At 44.1% G+C, this 18,792-nt stretch carries 16 protein-coding genes; 4 read left to right on the forward strand and 12 right to left on the reverse strand.

The features are described 5' to 3' along the window. The first annotated feature begins 323 nt into the window (after positions 1-323). Complete coding sequence (locus tag JI735_RS00245; protein ID WP_051051557.1) at positions 324-821, forward strand: TraC-like domain-containing protein; 498 nt, start codon at positions 324-326, stop codon at positions 819-821. A gap of 526 nt (positions 822-1,347) precedes the next feature. Here the strand turns inward: JI735_RS00245 and JI735_RS00250 are convergent. From JI735_RS00250 to JI735_RS00275, 6 genes are all read right to left on the reverse strand, one after another. Further along, entirely contained in the window at positions 1,348-2,055 is a 708-nt protein-coding gene (locus tag JI735_RS00250; protein WP_039833554.1) for an MgtC/SapB family protein, read from the reverse strand. A gap of 9 nt (positions 2,056-2,064) precedes the next feature. Continuing rightward, complete coding sequence (locus tag JI735_RS00255; RefSeq protein WP_051051558.1) at positions 2,065-2,739, reverse strand: DUF1868 domain-containing protein; 675 nt, start codon at positions 2,737-2,739, stop codon at positions 2,065-2,067. 99 nt (positions 2,740-2,838) lie between these two features. After that, positions 2,839-4,059 (reverse strand): IS701 family transposase, encoded by a 1,221-nt coding sequence (locus tag JI735_RS00260; protein WP_039834932.1) that lies wholly within the window; start codon positions 4,057-4,059, stop codon positions 2,839-2,841. A 168-nt stretch (positions 4,060-4,227) separates the two neighbouring features. Then, a complete protein-coding gene (locus tag JI735_RS00265; RefSeq protein ID WP_051052034.1) occupies positions 4,228-5,043 on the reverse strand; it encodes a carbohydrate ABC transporter permease in 816 nt (271 codons plus the stop codon). Next, a complete protein-coding gene (locus tag JI735_RS00270) occupies positions 5,040-5,933 on the reverse strand; it encodes a carbohydrate ABC transporter permease (protein ID WP_051052032.1) in 894 nt (297 codons plus the stop codon). The genes JI735_RS00265 and JI735_RS00270 overlap by 4 nt, the downstream gene beginning before the upstream one ends. Before the next feature lie 82 nt (positions 5,934-6,015). After that, the gene (locus JI735_RS00275) at positions 6,016-7,299 is read right to left on the reverse strand and encodes an ABC transporter substrate-binding protein (RefSeq protein ID WP_051052031.1); all 1,284 of its coding nucleotides are present in this window, start codon (positions 7,297-7,299) and stop codon (positions 6,016-6,018) included. 199 nt (positions 7,300-7,498) lie between these two features. On the opposite strand from JI735_RS00275, the gene JI735_RS00280 reads away from it, so the two are divergent. Genes JI735_RS00280 through JI735_RS00290 form a run of 3 tightly spaced genes read left to right on the forward strand, consistent with a single transcriptional unit; the run spans position 7,499 to position 10,747 of the window. After that, complete coding sequence (locus JI735_RS00280) at positions 7,499-8,440, forward strand: cache domain-containing protein (RefSeq protein WP_202676920.1); 942 nt, start codon at positions 7,499-7,501, stop codon at positions 8,438-8,440. Continuing rightward, the gene (locus tag JI735_RS00285) at positions 8,398-9,276 is read left to right on the forward strand and encodes a sensor histidine kinase (protein WP_202676921.1); all 879 of its coding nucleotides are present in this window, start codon (positions 8,398-8,400) and stop codon (positions 9,274-9,276) included. The genes JI735_RS00280 and JI735_RS00285 overlap by 43 nt, the downstream gene beginning before the upstream one ends. Next, a complete protein-coding gene (locus tag JI735_RS00290) occupies positions 9,257-10,747 on the forward strand; it encodes a helix-turn-helix domain-containing protein (RefSeq protein WP_039837126.1) in 1,491 nt (496 codons plus the stop codon). Before JI735_RS00285 ends, JI735_RS00290 begins: the two co-directional genes overlap by 20 nt. Before the next feature lie 38 nt (positions 10,748-10,785). Here the strand turns inward: JI735_RS00290 and JI735_RS00295 are convergent, their stop codons facing one another. The 6 genes from JI735_RS00295 to JI735_RS00320 form a co-directional block, all read right to left on the reverse strand. Next, the gene (locus JI735_RS00295; RefSeq protein ID WP_039837124.1) at positions 10,786-11,646 is read right to left on the reverse strand and encodes a MurR/RpiR family transcriptional regulator; all 861 of its coding nucleotides are present in this window, start codon (positions 11,644-11,646) and stop codon (positions 10,786-10,788) included. A gap of 127 nt (positions 11,647-11,773) precedes the next feature. Then, the gene (locus JI735_RS00300) at positions 11,774-12,448 is read right to left on the reverse strand and encodes a hypothetical protein (protein WP_039837122.1); all 675 of its coding nucleotides are present in this window, start codon (positions 12,446-12,448) and stop codon (positions 11,774-11,776) included. Positions 12,449-12,468: 20 nt separating this feature from the next. Beyond that, positions 12,469-14,613 (reverse strand): hydantoinase/oxoprolinase family protein, encoded by a 2,145-nt coding sequence (locus JI735_RS00305; RefSeq protein WP_233476196.1) that lies wholly within the window; start codon positions 14,611-14,613, stop codon positions 12,469-12,471. Between the two features lie 53 nt (positions 14,614-14,666). Next, entirely contained in the window at positions 14,667-15,959 is a 1,293-nt protein-coding gene (locus tag JI735_RS00310; RefSeq protein WP_039837120.1) for a TRAP transporter large permease subunit, read from the reverse strand. Positions 15,960-15,989: 30 nt separating this feature from the next. Beyond that, positions 15,990-17,351: an FAD-dependent oxidoreductase gene (locus JI735_RS00315; protein WP_202677598.1), complete on the reverse strand. Its 1,362-nt coding sequence runs from the start codon at positions 17,349-17,351 to the stop codon at positions 15,990-15,992. Between the two features lie 124 nt (positions 17,352-17,475). Further along, positions 17,476-18,774 carry an ABC transporter substrate-binding protein gene (locus JI735_RS00320; RefSeq protein ID WP_039837118.1) on the reverse strand — a complete coding sequence of 433 codons (1,299 nt, stop codon included), beginning with the start codon at positions 18,772-18,774 and terminating at the stop codon, positions 17,476-17,478. Positions 18,775-18,792: the final 18 nt, after the last annotated feature.

Genomic DNA, 18,792 nt, shown 5'->3' on the forward strand with positions numbered 1-18,792 from the left:
ATTTTTAATCCAATTAATTTCACTCGTACCCGCGTTAATGTTGTATAACTACTGGCGGTTGCATGATATAAAATCCTCAGGATATAGCGTCAGCTTCTGGCTTAAGCCTAACGAATACTCCACTTATCAAAGCCGCGTGCATTTTACCCCCATCTGGTTCCCTAACGGGTCCTATACGCCAATCACTCGAATTCTCAGACGCATAGACGCCCGAAGGAATGCTTACGATCCAACTGCAAAATTCCATCACCATCTCCGGAAATTTGTTCTCTGATTGGCATATTGCTCCGGAAGATCCTAAATAGAAAGATGGTGCCGCTCTAATGCTGCTCCCTATCGTCATGTTGCTCCTCTGCCTAATCGGTGGAGGAGCTGTTTTATTTTACTTAAAAACAAGCAAACCTGGCTCTAAAACTCCCCTCAACTTAAGTGAGCAGACTGCCCAGCAATTCGTAAACGTCCAAGATATCCGAGACTACTTTCTGTATACCCAGGATGGTTGGCTGCTCTGCTATCTTCGCGTTTTCCCTATCAGCCTGGATTTACTCAATAGCTCTGAGAAAAAGCTCCTTATCAATAAACTAACAGCCGAATTATCCTCCATCCGCTTTCCCTTCAAGTTTTTGGCGGTTAGTCGCCCAGTTGATATTTCCCCACTTATCTCTGAACTTGTCACGGCAACCCCCACTGCAGACTCCAAACAAAAAGAGCTTTTGCGGCAAGAAATTGCAGAAATGAACACCTTGGCTTTGTCCGGAGAAGTGGTGGAACGGCAATTTCATTTAATTCTATGGCAGCAGCAAGAAAATGGAGAAGGCTAAACGGCTTGTTCAGCATTTTGAAGATGGACAAGTACAAGCTCATGTTTTAAAACTGCATGAAATCGTTCTTATGAGCTATTTATGTTGTTTATTTTTTTCTTAGTAATGGTAAGAAGATATGTTATTGTGTTTAAACGTCAAGCTTTAATCCTCTACATTAGAACTTCCTCAAACTACTTAAGTGGACAGTGGAAAGCGACTTGCGTTGAGAGCGTTGAGAGCATCAATAGCCATAAATCCCCTAAATAATTAATACTTTTGTCGTAAAATTCAACTTTTGGATATAGTAAACATCACCTTTAATTGTAATAATAAATTGAGTATCAAGGCTTATTATGTCGTATTCAAAAAAAGCTCTCATCAGAGGTATGTTTGTACAACAAAAAAAGGTGAGTGAATTCCCACCTTTTCCTGTATTAAAATTTTCAGAGCCCAGCATAATCTAGCCTAGACTTCAAGCGAAATCCCAATTCATTATAATATCATTATCTTCAATTAAAAACATCTCTTCGACAGATCTCATTTCCTATAGAGCCTCAACCTCTACTTTCAGCACATGATTTGTTCTTTTTATCAATTCATAAATTTCGGTCATGTATTTCTTTTCAAATGCGGACAAAATCATATCAATCTGCCGCTCCCCTGTATCCAGATCTTTTAATTTAATATGCCTAATTTCTACCTGATCCTTTTTCGGCTCCCCTTTGCTTCTGCTCCCTTCAATCACCTTCATGACTTCCGTCAGTTCGCAGGATTGAGATACAATGAACCGTACAGAAATATCTTTACGGCTTAATTTGGCTGGCCCCAAAAATTTAATTGCAAAAGGTAAAATGTTAACTGCTACGATCAATGCAAATACAGTGACGAAAGCTTCACTATAAAATCCTGCACCCACAGCAATTCCCATACCAGATGCAGCCCAAATCATCGCAGCGGTAGTTAAGCCTGAGATCGCATCATTGCTTCTCCGCAAAATGACACCTGCCCCTAAAAAGCCAACGCCACTGACGATTTGCGCTGCCAATCGCATCGGGTCCCGGTTAGTGGACAAGATTGCTCCAGACAATTCTTCCACAGATTCTATAGAGATGACCGTAATAAGACAACTGGTTACCGAAATCACCATGCATGTTTTTAAGCCTAATGGTTTGTGCTTGAGCTGCCGATCGATACCGATCAACAGACCTAAGAATAAAGACAAGGTCACCTTCAAACAGAAGTCTATGTGCATGCGGTCCTCCTAGTCTCTTACCTCGCCGAACTTGAACATATTATTAAATAGTACTAACCGCGGAACTGGTGGCTCAAAACTGCCAAATAACCTTCCAAATTCAACATCCATTTTCTCTTTAAATACTTGTAGTTCTAGCTTTTCCTCATCAGTCAGGTGGTAAATTTGATAAGCAAGTGAAATATGAAATACGTAACGATCATGATCAGGAAAACGCAAGCCAAGATGATAAGATACGTCTTCTCTAAACCTTGTCAATTCTAATGCATCCTTTAAGTCTTGCGGCCGAAGACTTACTTTGATCACATGATGATTGAGATCGAGGAAGTCAAAATTCATTTTAACCGGTTCCAGTTGACGCACATACTTATATTTCTCTTTGAAAAACGTATCAACTTCTTCTAATGGTGTATCTAATGAAAGATATCTGCTCCAAAGCTCCGCTTTTCGATCCACATCACAAATCCCTTGAATCAGAGTCATATGAAAGCTTGATGGAGGAAGTACCGTAAACTTGCCAGCAGACTTTAATAATAAAAACTGTTCACGCAGTTTGTTTAAGGCAGCAAAGGTTTCGGATGAAGGATCAACACAGCTGATAATTGTATTTCCCGGAAATTCTTTGACTGATCCATCCTGATTGAATTTGCGCCCCACATTAGATGTTGTATTCTGATTTAACATGTTATTTGCTCCTTATCACTAATTGACTTGAGTCTTGCAAAATCAACCTGAAAGATCCTGAAATGGACAGAGTTGTAGTGTGTTAGGGTACTAGACGCTTTAGGCAGACAACCGAAATAACTGGAGAATGTCGAAAAGAGGCTTCTTTTCCAGGGCTTGTTGATACACATAGACGATCATTTGCCCGAAATGCTCTTCTCGAATGCGGCGCACTACATCACCCAGCGTGAGCTTGGAGGTTGGTGTCATCCACTCTTGCCGCTGACACTCCAAGAAATTCTGCGTCAAGAACTGGATCGCCCAAAAGCGCTCAATGCCATGAAGCGAAAGCAATTGATATTGGTCAAAGCCAAGCAGTTCCTTGAAGTATCGATATCCCGTCTCGATATTCCACCGCACGTGATAATACCTTTGGATCGTAACGAGATCCAGAGACAGATCCGTGCACAGGAGACAAACCTGTGGTTTGCTCGAAGCGGTGTATTCGTCCTTCCAGGACAGCAACAATTTGACGTTTTCGATGTCGCTCACCGGTCCCTCGTACGGGTAGACCCAGTACTTTCCCTGATCCTCTACCGTAACGGAGTGGAGGTCAGACTTGCGAATGTACTGCTGGGCGAAATCATCTAAAGGCATGCTAATCCCCGCCGGACGAATCCGGCGATTGGTTTTGACGGCGGCAATGACATGAAATCCTTTGCGGTTACACGCGTTAATCACTTTTTCGCTGGTGTACCAGCTATCTATGAGGACGTAGACCCGTTCGTCTTGGGGATTGGGAAACGCCTCGACCATCTCTAACGCTAAATCATTTTTGCTCTTAAAAGGCAGACGCTGAGCCTGGCAGTACTTCTTGGGATAGTAGGGGCGATAATCCCAGGCATAGGAGCCCTCTGCAGCAACCACATGCGTAGTGACCAAGCAATGGCACCATACCGTTTTCCCGGCTTCATGAGCATACTGAAAGCTGAGCCCCTCCATTTTCTTCGTCGACTTGTCTTTCTTGCAACACGTGTCGTCCACGATGAGGAATACGGGAGCTCGCTTATCGCCAGCTTTGGCAGAAATAAGTTTCATGACCCTTTCCATGCGCCGACGCTGCATGCGGTTCACACACCACGGCGAATGATTCAGGAAATTCGTCGCGCTGCTTAAATGACGATTGCCTTTGGCCGCATGCTGAATTTGAGTGATATTCTTCCGTCCGGCACAGAGAATGATGCCTTGAACGAGCGTAAACAGATGGCCGAGCTGTGGCTTAGACATTTGCAAATGGAGGGCCAAAATAAACTTGACGATGGGCAGGTAGAGGGATAACATAATAGTGGGACATCTCCTTTATCTGGAAATTGTGGTCTGGTAAACGACAATTTCTCCAACAAGGCTGGATGTCCTTCTTCTGTCTGCCTGTTCGACAAAGGTTCTAACGATTTGACTTTGATTCCATTTGTCCGACAGCACGTTTTTTACAAGACTCAAGTAATTGATTTATTTCACTCCACTATCCACCATGCCACGCACAAAGTACTTTTGCAAAAACAAATAAAGTAAAGTTGCTGGAATGATCGCTAATAATGCCGCAGCTGCAGCCGCGTGTAAGTTCACATTATCCTGACTAAAGAAAGAAGAAATGGCTAATGTAACCGTCCGCTTTAACGGAGATTGCAAAAAGTATAAGGAAAATGAATAATCATTCCATATGGCAACACCATTCAGTATAATAACTGTCGCAGTGACGGGCTTAAGTGAAGGGAGTACAATTCGAAAGAAAACACTGTATCTGCTGCATCCATCGATCATAGCTGCTTCATCCAACGCTTTTGGAATAGTGCTCATAAATTTACTGTATAGAAAAATACAGGCAGGTAATTTATATGTTAGAAAGAGTAGGGTAATAGCCCAATACGTACTGATTCCGCCCATTTTTGCAACCAAACTGTACAGTGGAACTAATATCGTCAATTTAGGAACAATCATCATAGCAAGAATAAAACCCATCATCATCTCATTAAATCTACTTTTCACTCGTGCTAACGGGTAGGCGGCCATGGCCCCGAGTATAGCAATCAAAACTACAGATATTAAGGTAACAATGAGGCTGTTGGACATGGCTTGCAGTAGATGCCCTTTATCCAAAGCGATATGAAAATTACTGAAATCCAAATAATTCGGCAATACCCATCGGGAAGAGGTATCTGTTTGTTTTTTTAGAGCAGATACGATCAATATATAGAAAGGGATGAAATGAAAAACTACAACCACAAGACCGGTTAAGTTTATCAATATTTTATTGTAGCTCTTCAATGATAATCCACCTCTCGCTTGTTAAAGAATTTCAATGTTGCGATGCTGATTGACATCATAAAGATGAAAGTCACAATCCCGATGGCCGCGGCATAACCTGCATCCTGATTGGAGAAATAAAAGTAGTTAATCAACGTAGAAAGGGAATGGGAGGCATAGCCCGGACCTCCGCCGGTCAAAGAAAGAATCGTAGCAAACAGTCCTAAACCGCCAATTAAATTCAGCGTAAAGCTAGTGGTAATCGAAGGCATCAATAAAGGGAAAGTGATGAACCGTAATCGTTTCAAACTATTGGCACCGTCTATAATCGCAGCTTCGTTAAGGGATTGCGGAATGCCTTGTAAGCCAGCTAAATAAATGATCATGGAAGACCCTACAAATTGTATAGCATTGATAACGGTGATGATGATAACTGCACGAACTTTCTCACCCATCCAGTCTATTGGCTCTCCATGGAATAGAGCAACAATCTCATTAAGAGCCCCCCCATCATATTGAACGAGAAAATACCAAACATAACCCATAATCAATTGAGCGACGATTACAGGCATGTACACAATCGTTCTAACCAACACCCTAATTTTAAATTTCATATTTAACAACAATGCATATAAAAGCCCGAATACATTCTGTAAAATGGCGCTTCCGAAGCCGTAAATTAACGTATTTATAAAGGCTGTCTTAAATCGCTGATCTGTAAGCATCTTTTGATAATTGTCAAACCCTACATAGTTATATTTTTGAGAATAACCATTCCAATTGGTAAAAGAAAGATTGATTCCCGAAAACAGTGGATAGATGACAAACACTATAAATAAAAGTACGGCGGGCAAATACAATAAAGATAAACCCCTATTCGAATTCAAAAACAGACGAATCTTCGCGTTCATTTTAATTCCCCATTTAAATTTTTAATCAGGATCAGCGGAGCGAATATCTTCTCAGTCTCCTCTGATCCTGTTAGTGGTCTGTTTACTTTTGCTGTGCGCGGAACTTCATGTAGTCTTCCTTCATTAAGTCGGAAACCTGCTCAACACTTAGTCCGCCAGATACCAGGAGACTGGAGCCCGCAACCTGCAGCGTACTCCACATGCCACTCGGCAAATATTCCCGATCAAATACAGGGATTGTTCTCAGATCGGCATATTTCGCATAATCTCCGGAAAGATCGCCCAGTTTGTTCTCCACACCATTAAAGGCGGCCGGAAGCCCGCTTGCTGTTGAGACCGCTTGAACGTTTTCCGGTTTAGACATAAACGTCAACAGCTTAAGTGCTTCCTCGATATGCTTGGAGTCTTTGCCAATACCGTAAGCTTCCTTCTCGCCGCCATTCAGAATAGGTTCATCTCCTTCATAGAAAGCGGGTATAGGCATCATGCCCAGCTTTGCATCGGGATTCGTTTTTAGGGCTTGGGCTATAACACCGTTGCTTTCAAAAGCAAAGGCCGCTTTTCCCTGAGCTAACTTCTCTGCCGTCGTGACTGGATCAGCTGTCAGAATATCTTTGTTTATAAATTCTTGGCTGTATAGATCAAGCAGCAGTTGGGAAACCTGATTCCACTTGCTCCAATCAAATGTGCCGTCTTTCAGCGCATCTCCGTAGTTATGATCCTTGTCTGTAATTAAGAATACCGGAGCTACTTTATCCAGGAAAGATGCCAACTTAGTAGGATCCTTGTCCCCCATTTGTACAGGAGTGATCCCAGCAGCTTTTATGACTTTACTCGCCGCTATAAATTCATCCCAATTATTAGGGATTTCCAGATTTAGATCCTCAAGCACCTTGCGGTTGTAAACGAACCCGGATTGATCCAAATTCATCGGTAGCACGTAAATATGCCCAGCCTCATCAGTAATCGTAGATTTTAAAGAATCGACAATATTCTTCGACCAAGCTTGATCTTCCAGAGGACGCAGGTACTCTTTGTAGCGATTAACCGACCAGCCATGTGTAGCAAATACATCCGGTAGATCGTTTGCTGCCATCTTGGCTTTCATAAGCTGCTCGTAATCTTTGCCCTGCGTGCTGAAATCCACTTCAATATTCGGATTCTCCTTCATAAAATTCGCAATAATGCCTTGTTCCGCTTCAAAAACTGCCCCCGTTGCATTCGTCAGCATGACCAACTTTACTTTATCTTGCGTTTTTTCTGTCTCTGACGACTGGTCGGACGAGTTTGGCGTATTTGAAGAACATGCGGATAGAATTGCGCCTATCGTTAACACCGTGATCATAACCAAAATCAGTTTTTTCATGTTGAGCACCCCTTTGAAATAAATAATATTTGATATCGCTTACATACTTAAAGATACATGTAAAATCAGCAGTCTGCGTATTTCATAACTACACTAGAAGTGTTGTTTTCTATGATACCTTAAACTTTAAAGGAGGATGGCTGTAGTTAAGCGAATACTACCCATACTCTAATCACACTTTGAAAGCGAGAGATACGGCATGGACAAAAAGCATCGCTCTTATCATCCCTACCGCTCATTAAATTTCAAGCTGCTTTTTATCTTTTTTATTGCGACATTGATTCCTGTCATGGGAACCACCTATATTATTGCCAAACTTTATATTGCGAATTACAGTAAAGATCAAGACATTTTAGTTCGCAACACCCTAGTGTCGATTTCGCAAAATATTACCACCTATTTAAAGGAGCTGGATCAACTGACCCTGACTCCTTACTTTAACGATGATTTCATTTACGCGCTTAAGGTGAAAGCAAACGATTCTTTTGATACATCAACCGATAAATATCAAGTCGTACGGATCAACAATTTATTAAGTTCACAGCTTAGCTTTGTTAGAAATATCCGTAAAGATATACTAAGCACTCTGATGGTCTCCCATAACAAAATACTTTTTTATTCGTCCAATAACCCTGAGGATAGTATCGCAGATAATTTCGCCTTTCAAGATCAGGAGTGGTATCACAAAGCGCTCCAAGCTAGAGGAAACGCAGTATTTATAGAGCCGCATAGGCTGGATTATCTGAAGAATGAACAGAGCATTACAGCCTTCTCCGTTGTTCGAGCAATCAATGATCTCAAAACACATAAACCAATAGGTATTATTAAGTCGGATGCCAATACAATCATTTTTGATAAAATGTTTGAAGAGCTTCAGTTCCATGTATCATCCAATATCATCTTGATGGATCAAAACAAGCATGTGATTTACGCCAAAAATAGGGTATCTGACTCCTTGTTGCAACAAATCAATGACCATCCTGACGGCAGCGTTCAAGATAACAAAGAATCGTATCGCGTTATTTCCAAAAGTCTTGAAACCTATGATTGGCGGTTGTATATTCTGCTTTCTTCCACGGAAATTCAACAGAAAGCAAATTGGATTTATCTCATTTCTCTCTCTTTTTTGCGCTTTGCTTGATCATCGCTTTTATCTGTTATAAATGGCTTTCAAAAAAAATCACAAAACCCGTCAAAGAGATTATTACTACAATGAGGCATGTGAAAAATGGAGATTTTAACGCGAGGTATCGCTCTAAAACCAAGGACGAATTCGAATTTATCGGCACCTCATTAAATTCAATGATCGCTGAGCTTAAACAGAAAATAGACAAGGAGTATATCCTTGTCCTGAAACAGCGAGAATCGGAATACAAAGCTTTACAATCCCAAATCCAACCACATTTTATTTTTAATACGTTAAACGGATTTATCACGCTTAACCAAATCGGCGAAACCACGCTTCTTGAGAAATCTATTTTTGATTTGACCATTATGCTACGGTTTATTTTAAATCATCAAGACATGACTACTCTTGAAGAAGAATTTTCTTTTATAGAAAATTACTGTTCCTTGCAAAAGCTTCGCTTCGGTTCCCGATTGAATACCTCCATTGTTTGTGAGGAAGCTATTAAAAAGGGCCTAATTCCTAAATTGCTGCTGCAACCATTGGTTGAGAATGCCATCATCCATGGCATTGAACCTTTAAATCAGCCGTGTTTGCTAATCATTTCTGCCAGTAAAATAACAAGGGACGAAATCGTTTATATTCGAATCCGCATAGAAGACGATGGGCATGGTTTTGATGCGACTCGGCCTCTAACTGGTGAAAACATCGGCATTTCAAATACAAAAGACAGATTGAGACTTTGTTATCCAAATCATATTTTCCAATTTGAAAGCAGCCCGATGAATGGAACTCGTATCCTTATAGACATACCGGAGGTAGAATTGAACTATGAACATTCTAATAGCTGACGATGAGCATCTGGTTCGTTTATCACTTAAAAACGCTCTCCTAAAAATGAATTGGAACGAAAATAATATCCATGAAGCAACGGATGGCACCGAATTCCTGCACATGCTTTCAGAGTTGTGTCCGGAGATCGCTTTCGTGGATATCAAGATGCCCTATATTAACGGTCTGGAGGCAATAGAAAAGGGACAGCGTCTATCGCCGAATACCGAGTTTATCATCATTACCGGATTTTCCGAATTTGAATATGCCAAAAAAGCCATTGAGCTTCAAGTTACCGATTTTTTGTTGAAACCCGTAAGCTTTGAACAGTTAATGCTTTTAATTGATAAAATTTCTGATAAGGTTCACAAAAAAAACCTAACTCTAAATCGTACCTTTACCTCACAAATCACTTCCTTCCTTTCAGGAGACAAAAGCCAATTCAATAGTGATGATTTAATAGATAACGAAACTTCACATTATAAATTGGTTTGGATTAGTATTCATGAGCACGCGCTTTCGGGAGGCAATACCCTTGAAGAAGACAACTTATTCAGAAAGGTGAAGGCCTGTGCAGATCGATACATTTCAGCTCAATACCGTGCGGCTCTTATCTACGTATCCACAACTGAACGTCTGCTGATCTGCTCCCATGATAAAAGATATGAAGCAGACAGCCGGGCTTCTATAGATGCATTAGTCAATGACGTGAAGACGCTCTCGCTTCAATATTTCAACCAAGATAAAAAAATCGTATCTCTCATTACAAGTGAAACGTTTGAAAGTAACTTGAATTTATTAAACAATTACGCAAAGCTCACTAAACTTAGCTGCTTAAGAGCGGTGCTTGGCATCCAGCAAAGTTATGCTTTGTCTTTTCTGGAACATATGGACCGTGAATTTCCTTCTTATCTAGCCTTAAGTCAGCTATCGCTCCAAATCTCAAATATGTATAGGGAGAAGAAATTTATTGAGTTCCATCTACTAATCGACAGATGGATAAAGATGATGGAGCAAAACAAGCTTTATGAGAAAAAAAAGCTACTCGAAGCGACGATTATCTACTTTCGATATACCATCGGCATTCAAGCAGCCACTAACGCAAGTTTTTTGGAGCTGAGTGATGCATTACAGCACTTGAGTATAAATGTACTTAGAGCCCATACGAATAAAACAAATTATATGGATGCGATCCTTGAATTTATTAACCATAATTTTATGCATAACATCAGCATAGCTATGCTTGCAGAAATGTTCGACTTAAGTCCGAATTATATCAGCACTATTTTTCATAAAACGATCGGTCAAAAATTTATTGAGTATATCACGCAATTGCGAATCGCTGAAGCAAAAAAGCTGCTTTTAGAAACCGATCTATCCATACAAGAAATTTCCCACAAAGTCGGATATTACAGCAAAAGCCACTTTATTAAGCTATTTTCAAAGCACTGCAAAATCACGCCGATGGAATATAAGAAAATGAAGCTTTAAAAAAAGAAATCATCCCAGCGATTTCTTTGGAGTTTTTTCTAAATGTATTCATTCTTCCAGAATTGGCTACTCTCGATCACGGCATCGCTGCTCAGCTTCTTCTTCATGTAACGGCTGTCGGATTTCAGCAGCGTGCCGAAGATGAGATCAATGACGAACAGGAAGGTAATATGCTCCGACAGGAGGGCATTGTTCTTGACGGACAGCTTGTCCGACGCAATGAGCTTGATATCCGAGTATTCGGTGATAGCGGTTGAATTATAACTGGTAATGGTAATAATCTTCGCATTGTTCTGGCTGGCCAGGTTGAGGGCGTCAATAATCTCTCTGACCGAACCAGACCGGGTAATGGCAATCACTACATCGTCAGGCGTTGATTGCGAAGCTGAAAGCTTCATATTATAACTATCATTATAGGCAAAAGCGTTAATACCGACGAGACTCAGCTTCTGCTTCAGCTCCAGTGCCGCCATCCATGAGCTCAGCACCCCGAATATATGAATCGTTTTGGCTTTTACTATTATCTTCACTGCATTACTGATATCCTCTTCTTCAATCATAGCAGAGGTATTCATAATTAGGTCGTTATAATCGAAGGCTAGCGAGTCGGCGAAAGAGATATTCTCCCTTTGCTGCACCTTGCTGTTCATATTACGGTAATGGGTGTCTTGGGCAATAGCAATCTTGAAATCATTGAAGCCTTTGAAGCCTACCTTCTTGCAGAAGCGGTTAATGCTCGTTTCCGAAACGCCAACCTCCTGAGCTATCGCTGTAATGGTATTCTTCGTAAAAAACTCTGGATTGTTCATCACGAATTGCGCAATTTCGTTCTCGATAAACGTTAAGTTTCCTTTATTGGAAATAATCTTGGCGATCACTGCATTCGCTTGATTACTCATTGGTGCCTCCTTGCTAACCTCAGTATTCATTCCTACAGCTTATCAAAATTCAATAACAAATGATAGTAACTTCCAACTACCTTGTCATAGAGTTCATAAGCCGTCCTGAAGAAGAGCGTAAAGGGGCTTAGCAATAATTATCAAGTTCAGCGGACCAGTCCTCCACCAGCTTCCAGAAGTCCTCCCTTGACAGAGCACCACTGTGAATCATGTGCGCATAATCGAGCAGATTGGGGAGATACGGGAGACCAAGAAGATGACGGCTGAAGGCATGTGCAGCAATCTCTGAGGTTTTGGTCACACTGGCTCGGATGCGGAATGGCCCAAGTGAAAGGCTGCTGATATAATCCAATCTCTCATTAGTATAGCCAATTTCGCTGAACTCCAGATCATGAAACAGCTCATGCGCGAGATGAATATCCATGATCTCCTCAAGACTGAAAGCGCGGCCTGGAAGCAATACACCCGCGCACTGCTGCAGCTCCTCCATGGATGATTTATACAGTGTAATAACCCGTTCTTCGGCAGAGAGCTCAATTTGTGCACGAAAACGGATCTGTCCGAGCTTTCCCGAACGTTCGTTCATGACCACCTTGATGCCCCGGTTTCTGCAGATCGCTTGGATATCTGTGCCGAATTTAGCTTTGTACTCTCCTGCCTTTGCCGTGCCAATAGCCAGAGGCTGCTCAATGTAATAGATCATCTTGTCCTTTGGTATTTTATGAAAAAGGAGGTCATTTTTTAATTCAGAATACGCCAGAACCTTGTCCCCCAGCCGGGTTGTTGCAGCTGTCCTGTTCATCTCTAACACCTCCTACAGGCTTATTGATAGACAACAGCGAGCATTTCGTTGTTGTCCTCCAACATCTGCGTCTCCACTTCCAGAATAGAGAACAGTTGCTCCTTCGTCTGCATACCGGTCAAATCCAGCATTTTTTCCTTATAAAAGATAAAAGCTTTGGGTATAGTAGCGTTTGCATCCGAATAGATCGTGTTCTCATCCAGAAAGGAGGCAAAGCGGCTGTACATATCCTTTTTCACAAAAGCCAAATGAAATGCATTCGCTTTCTTGAAGCGCACTACACCCTGACGGTCCAGCACACTAACATGATTCAGCTTCTTCTTCACCAGTCCGAACATCGATTTCTTCACCTCACTTGCCTCAAACAGAAACCAGCGGCCGGATGCGGCTTTCAATTCGGTCTGGCCCTCCGGCTGATTTAACGCCTGTGCCGCCGTAAGCAAAAGTTCGTTCACCGGCACCTCGCGGCTGCCAAGATCCTTCGAGCGCAGCTCCGTCGAGCCAGTGGCAATAGCCCGTAGAATATTGCGCTGGGCGTCGATTTCGATTGTAACGTCAACGGTCGATTCATTGGCACCCGATTGTACGATTTTCTCGATAATCTCCATGCGGATCAGCTTGATGTCCCGTTCTGTAGCGCCAACGACTGTCTTTTCGATCTGCTCCCGGACCATCGCCATGCCCACACCGATGGTAGAGATATAAGGTGCGTTGTTAGCAATCTGGTGCTTGAAGCCCTCCTTGGCCGCCATGGCTGGAACCAGAACGGCTCCACTGCCGCCGCCGCCAACCAGTGTAACAAATCCGGTGTCCAGCTCATAATCAGTAATCATCTGGCTCACCACCACCATCACCTTTTGGATGGCGATATCCATTGCCGATCTTGCAGCTTCCTCAGCGCTAATTCCAAGGTGGGCGCCAAGCGTATCCCAAGCTATGCGGTCACTTTCCACATTACCACGAGCATAATCATCCTCAGGTACTAAATTCAGCAGATTAGCAGCACCCGCCAAGGTTAGTGCATATTCGTGGCCTTCGGCACAGCGGACCGTCACGTAATCCGGATCCCCTTCACGGGGGCTGACGAGGCCGATAGAAGGCTCTGCCAGATTCGCAGATTCAGCGAAGCATTCATACTCCAGCCCGGCAATATGGGCACTGCGTGGACCAACATCCGTAATTTTGCCGCCTCCGATCTGAATCATACTGCCTCCGGCAACAGCCAGCGTTCGCACATCCAGAGAGCGCAGATAGGTTTTGTGTCCTCCGACCTGGGCATTCTCAATCATCACCTTACCGTTCTTGATTACGGAGATATCGACGCTCGTCCCCCCGACCTCGAAGAAAATGCCGTCAGATATCTTCTCGTACATCAGGGCTCCCGCTACACCTGCCGCTAGCCCTGAAAGCATAGTAAGAATCGGACGTTTGCGCACCTCGTCGATACTCATCACACCGCCGTCACAGCGCATTATCATCAGTTGGGAGGAAATACCAGCCTCCTTGACTGCCTGCTCTGTCATATTGGCGGTCTCCATCATCTTTGGGATCAAACTGGCATTTACCACTGCCGTGCGGGTTCTGGTCTTAAGACCATATAACTGGGATATCTCATGCCCTCCGGTAGCGTATACCCCCCTGCTGCGTGCCGCTTCAATTACACGTAGCTCGTTCGAGGGATCATCCACACTATAAGCTTCTGAAGCAACAATAACTTCTGCTCCCTGATCTAGTAGCTGTTCGATGGCATCGTTTATCACCTCATGGGTCAGCTCCTTGGAATCGATAAAGCGATGATAGGTTTTCAGATATTTCCCTGTAGCCAGTTCGATGTCTGCTACATTGGTTTCAGAACGGGCACTGCGAGCATCCATGCCGGTGCCCATTCCCAGGATGCCGACACGAGCAACGTCGCCCTCTGAGCAGAGCATTGGTTGCCTGCGTGGTTCCATGGGCGATAAACTTAATATCCGGGGAAGAATTCCATTTTCACTCATGATTCGCTGAATAATCGTTACAATTCCACTGGCGACACCCCGTTTATCGTGATGTGTAGTAGGAATTTTGACCTTGGATAGGACCTCAAAGGTTTCATTGTCGATGGCTACCGCATCCGTAAAAGTACCACCAACATCAATGCCAATTCTAATTTGTTTATTGCCCATAACAGCATATCCTCCCCGTAAAGCTTCTAATTAAACACAGTGCTGAACGCCTCTTAAAAGGCTACAACGCTGGCGATAATCATAGAAATCAGCACAGCCACAAACATCCATGGCAATGTCTTTCTGAGGGTCTCGACAATATCCGTCTTGGTGAAATCAGCCACCCAGACATTATGTGAGTTGGTCGGATCGCTAACAGCCTGCAAATTGCTGACGATGCGCAGTGCCAACATGGCCGCAACAGGCGACATGCCTCCGGCTACAATCAGAGCAGCGACACCGCTCCCCAGCCCCCACACATTTAGCGGACCGCGGTAAATCGCCAGCGGCGACAGCAGGGTAAAAATCACAATGTACATCAACGGACTGGTTGGAATAATCCCTTCTATTAAAGGCTGGATCAACGCAGAGACTTGCGGGGCCGTCACGGCACTCAGCAGCATGCCAATTCCAATCATCAGTCCCAGCGCACCGGCGATATCTTGAATGCCTTCAACAAGCGCACTGGACAACACATGGATTGGCCGTTTAGGTGTGGCGAGCAGCAGTGTAACAAGAGCACCGATAAAGACAGCGGATACAATATCAATTTTCAGAAAAAATACAAGGAGGACAGGAACCAGCGGGCTAATTAAAGCGATCGACCGCACATTTTTAGAATCTTGACTCTGAAATTCCGGCTTCAGCGGCATTGCCCATGCTCTTCTGACCTTGCCGTCTTTTTTGGTATAATACACAATCATAAGAAGTGCGATGACAATAAGAGGTACCGCACAGATTAACGAATAGGAGGCAATGACATCTGTAGGAACTTTAAGTACATCCGTGTAAATTGCCCAAGTTGATACGTTGAAGACAACACCCACTGCATTGGCCAGTAGAACAACAAGTCCGCTTACAAAAGGCTTCATTCCAGCAGTGAGCATAATAGGAATGGTAATTGTACCGACAAGAATTACCATGCCCAATCCGTTGGCGGCAGAGAAAATTACAGAGGCGGCGAGAAAGAAGATAATGGCAATCGCAAGCGGCTTATCCCCCGCGAGCTCTGCTGCTTTACGGATAATGGTTTTGGTAATTCCTACTTTACTTAAAATTTGTCCGAACCAGGCCCCAAAGATCAGTCCAGCAATGGCTGTGGACAGTTTCATGGCTCCGCCCGCCAGTACTCCTTTTGTAATAGTAAAGGTATCCGGGTTGCTGGACAGAAGCGGAATACCCGCTATGGCAGCCAACAGAATTGCCATGATCGGTAACGCAAGCAGCGTCGTCAGCTTCCGTGTCATCATAAGCGCGACAAAGAAAATAAATACAAGGAATATTCCGATAATTTGTACGGTTTCCACACTAATTCCCCCTAAGGTATGAATGCACCATCATTTAAGCTCCAAATAAGCTCCCTGTTCTTGAAGTGTCCGTTGCAGCCTTGGAATATCCACTTGCTGCACGGGGATTCTTTGCTTCACAGCTTGAGCTGCTGCTGCTCCACCCGCCTGTCCGATCGCTCCAACGGTGGGTGTGGTACGCACGGCTGCTTGTGCCTCAAAGGTCGCGGAGAGACATCTTCCGACAACGATCAGATTGTCGATTTCATTCGTAATCAGTGAACGGTAAGGAATCCCGTACATACTTCCCCATTCAAGGCTATCTGTTTTGGTGCCTTCACCGTCCGGGCTGTGGATATCTATAGGATAGCCCGAGTGGGCGATGACGTCCTCAAAATACTTCATCGTCAAAATATCCTGCGCCGTCAAAGTATAAACCCCCTTAATCTGCCGTGAGCCACGTACTCCGATGGAGGGTCCCGTGGAAATTACAACAGAATTTTCGAACCCGGGGATATAATTCTTGAGGAACACCTCCAGCTCCCGGCACTGTCTGCGGCCTTCAATCTCCGCAAGGCTAAGGCTCCATGGATTAGTGCTATCCTTGCCAAGGATACGGGTGGTGTTCATAATTACCTCTCCTGGATTATTGGTCTCGAAAAACAAAACATCCTCCCGAGGAATGCTCACCTCACCGCGTTCCTTCGCTTCACGAAACTGCTTGTCGAAGCCTACAACAGACATTCTGGCCGCCGTATTCATCTGGGATATGTCAATGTTCATGCGGGGAAATTCCTCACGATGTTCCTTGATATAATCCTTGATTCGGCCGATGTCGACGCCCCGCATCCTCATCTTCAGTGTCATCGGCTGCGACATTTCATCCGCATCACGCCCTTTACTAAACGGGACTCCAGACCAGGCGGCCAGATCACCATCTCCGGTAGCGTCAATATATACCTCAGCAGACATTTGACTCAGACCAGCTTTATTACACAGGGTCAACGATTTAATTCTTCTGTCTGATACCTCGGCTCCGGCCAGCATGGTGTGATACAGCACTTCGCCACCGCTCTCCTGCAGCATTAAATCCAGCTCGTATTTCATCGCCTCGGCATCAAACGGCGTGACCGAATATGTATAATTGGTCGCGTCAGCAATGTGCCCGGGTGATTTACCAATGGAGCGTAATCTTTGGATCAGCTCATCGGTTATTCCTTGAATTGCTTGCTTGCTACCCGCATGAAAGGTCATCATCGGCCCTACACCCGCAGCTGTCAGCGTTCCGCCCATGAATCCACCCGATTCCACAATAAGCGTTTTTGCACCCGCCCGTGCCGCCGCAATCGCTGCAATGGAACCTGAAACCCCGCCCCCGCAACAATAACCTCGTAGTTTAACATGCTTTTTCATCTCCTTATTGTTAGCGATTACATTGAACAATTAAAGAATAGCACGCCATCCAAAAATCATCAACATTTTTGTTTATTTTTTTCATATACATTCTTTTATTTTGGATTTTATTTTCAGAGAAAGCTTATTTCATATTTGCATTGACTTCGGTCTCCATTTGCTTCAGAACCTTCTCTACTGAGCTGCTCTGTGTATAGATATGGTCTAACAGCGTTTGAATTTTCACATCAATCTCCTGCCAGTTCCTGTGTCCCGGTGCGATCCTTGCCTCGCTCATCTGATCGAGTACGGCAAGCTGGATACTCTCGGCAGAAGGCTGTGAGGCCGAATTCATAAAAACATCGGAGTCAAGCACCGATTTTCTGGATGGAACAAAATATTGTGAGGTCACGCCCATAGAGGTCGGATTTGTAATGTACTTCAGGAATTCCACCGCTTCCAGGGAGTTCTCCGTGTCAAATACGGAATAACCAGCATAGCCCAAGGAGGTGCCTCTACCCGTTACCCCTTCCGGCATCGGCGCAATATCCCATTCAAATTCCGTAATAGCCCTCGCCTTTGACATATAGCTGTAGCGGTCGGAATACATACCGATGTTGCCTGACTCGAATCCAATCTCATCCCCCGGCTGCGGATGCACCCCGTCCTTGAACATTAGGTCACTATATAATTGGAGCGCTTCCCTTCCTTCCGCAGAGTTCAGCGCAAATGCATTCCCGTCCTTCGTGAAGAGATCTGCGCCATGCGACCAGATTAGCGGTAGTAACGCATCCGACCAATTATTCCAATCCCGGACAAGCTTGACCCCATACACGCCGCTGTCCGGTTCCGCAATGGCTTTGGCAGCATGGATAAACTGCTCGTAAGTCCACTTTCCCTCCTTGTACAGCTCCGTTGGTGTCTTCAATCCTTTATCCCTGAACAGGCTCATGTTGTAATACATCATGACCGGCGGTGTGGAGAACGGGATACCGTACAATCGATCGTCTCTCCGGAACAAACTAAGCGTGGAGGGATTTATATCGGAAAGGTTATAGTCGTTATCGTTCATCACGCTGGGCGAAATATCGGCCAGTTGGCCGGATTCGATCAACTGTGGTATCATGCGGTCCGCCAGCCAGCCCACATCAGGTGCTGTTCTGGATGCCAGCATGATAGAGAGCTTTTGCTGATAATCGGCGAAAGGAATGACCACTATCTCGATATCAATATTAGAATGTGTCTTTTTAAATTCAGTGATAAGATCCTCATACATCATTTTTTGCGCATCATTGCCCCACATGCTGAACTTCAGCTTGACCGGCTCCAACAGCTCCGCCCCGACTGCTTCGCTTGCCGCCGAGCTGCCCGCATACCGGGAACAGCCCGGAAGTACGGTAGTCATGATCACAAGAGCCAGCAGTAGAAATTTTAACTTTCGCAATAGACCTCTCCTCCTTAG

The sequence above is a fragment of the Paenibacillus sonchi genome (assembly GCF_016772475.1).
In the GTDB taxonomy this organism is placed as follows: domain Bacteria; phylum Bacillota; class Bacilli; order Paenibacillales; family Paenibacillaceae; genus Paenibacillus_AQ; species Paenibacillus_AQ sonchi.

Bases quoted from the DNA above. Each gene is read 5' to 3' on its own strand.
- JI735_RS00305 (WP_233476196.1), bottom strand. From the start codon at position 14,613: ATGGGCAATAAACAAATTAGAATTGGCATTGATGTTGGTGGTACTTTT.
- JI735_RS00295 (WP_039837124.1), bottom strand. From the start codon at position 11,646: ATGAGTAATCAAGCGAATGCAGTGATCGCCAAGATTATTTCCAATAAA.
- JI735_RS00245 (WP_051051557.1), top strand. From the start codon at position 324: ATGCTGCTCCCTATCGTCATGTTGCTCCTCTGCCTAATCGGTGGAGGA.
- JI735_RS00315 (WP_202677598.1), bottom strand. From the start codon at position 17,351: ATGAAAAAGCATGTTAAACTACGAGGTTATTGTTGCGGGGGCGGGGTT.
- JI735_RS00270 (WP_051052032.1), bottom strand. From the start codon at position 5,933: ATGAACGCGAAGATTCGTCTGTTTTTGAATTCGAATAGGGGTTTATCT.
- JI735_RS00290 (WP_039837126.1), top strand. From the start codon at position 9,257: ATGAACATTCTAATAGCTGACGATGAGCATCTGGTTCGTTTATCACTT.
- JI735_RS00255 (WP_051051558.1), bottom strand. From the start codon at position 2,739: ATGTTAAATCAGAATACAACATCTAATGTGGGGCGCAAATTCAATCAG.
- JI735_RS00280 (WP_202676920.1), top strand. From the start codon at position 7,499: ATGGACAAAAAGCATCGCTCTTATCATCCCTACCGCTCATTAAATTTC.
- JI735_RS00275 (WP_051052031.1), bottom strand. From the start codon at position 7,299: ATGAAAAAACTGATTTTGGTTATGATCACGGTGTTAACGATAGGCGCA.
- JI735_RS00250 (WP_039833554.1), bottom strand. From the start codon at position 2,055: ATGCACATAGACTTCTGTTTGAAGGTGACCTTGTCTTTATTCTTAGGT.
- JI735_RS00300 (WP_039837122.1), bottom strand. From the start codon at position 12,448: ATGAACAGGACAGCTGCAACAACCCGGCTGGGGGACAAGGTTCTGGCG.
- JI735_RS00260 (WP_039834932.1), bottom strand. From the start codon at position 4,059: ATGTTATCCCTCTACCTGCCCATCGTCAAGTTTATTTTGGCCCTCCAT.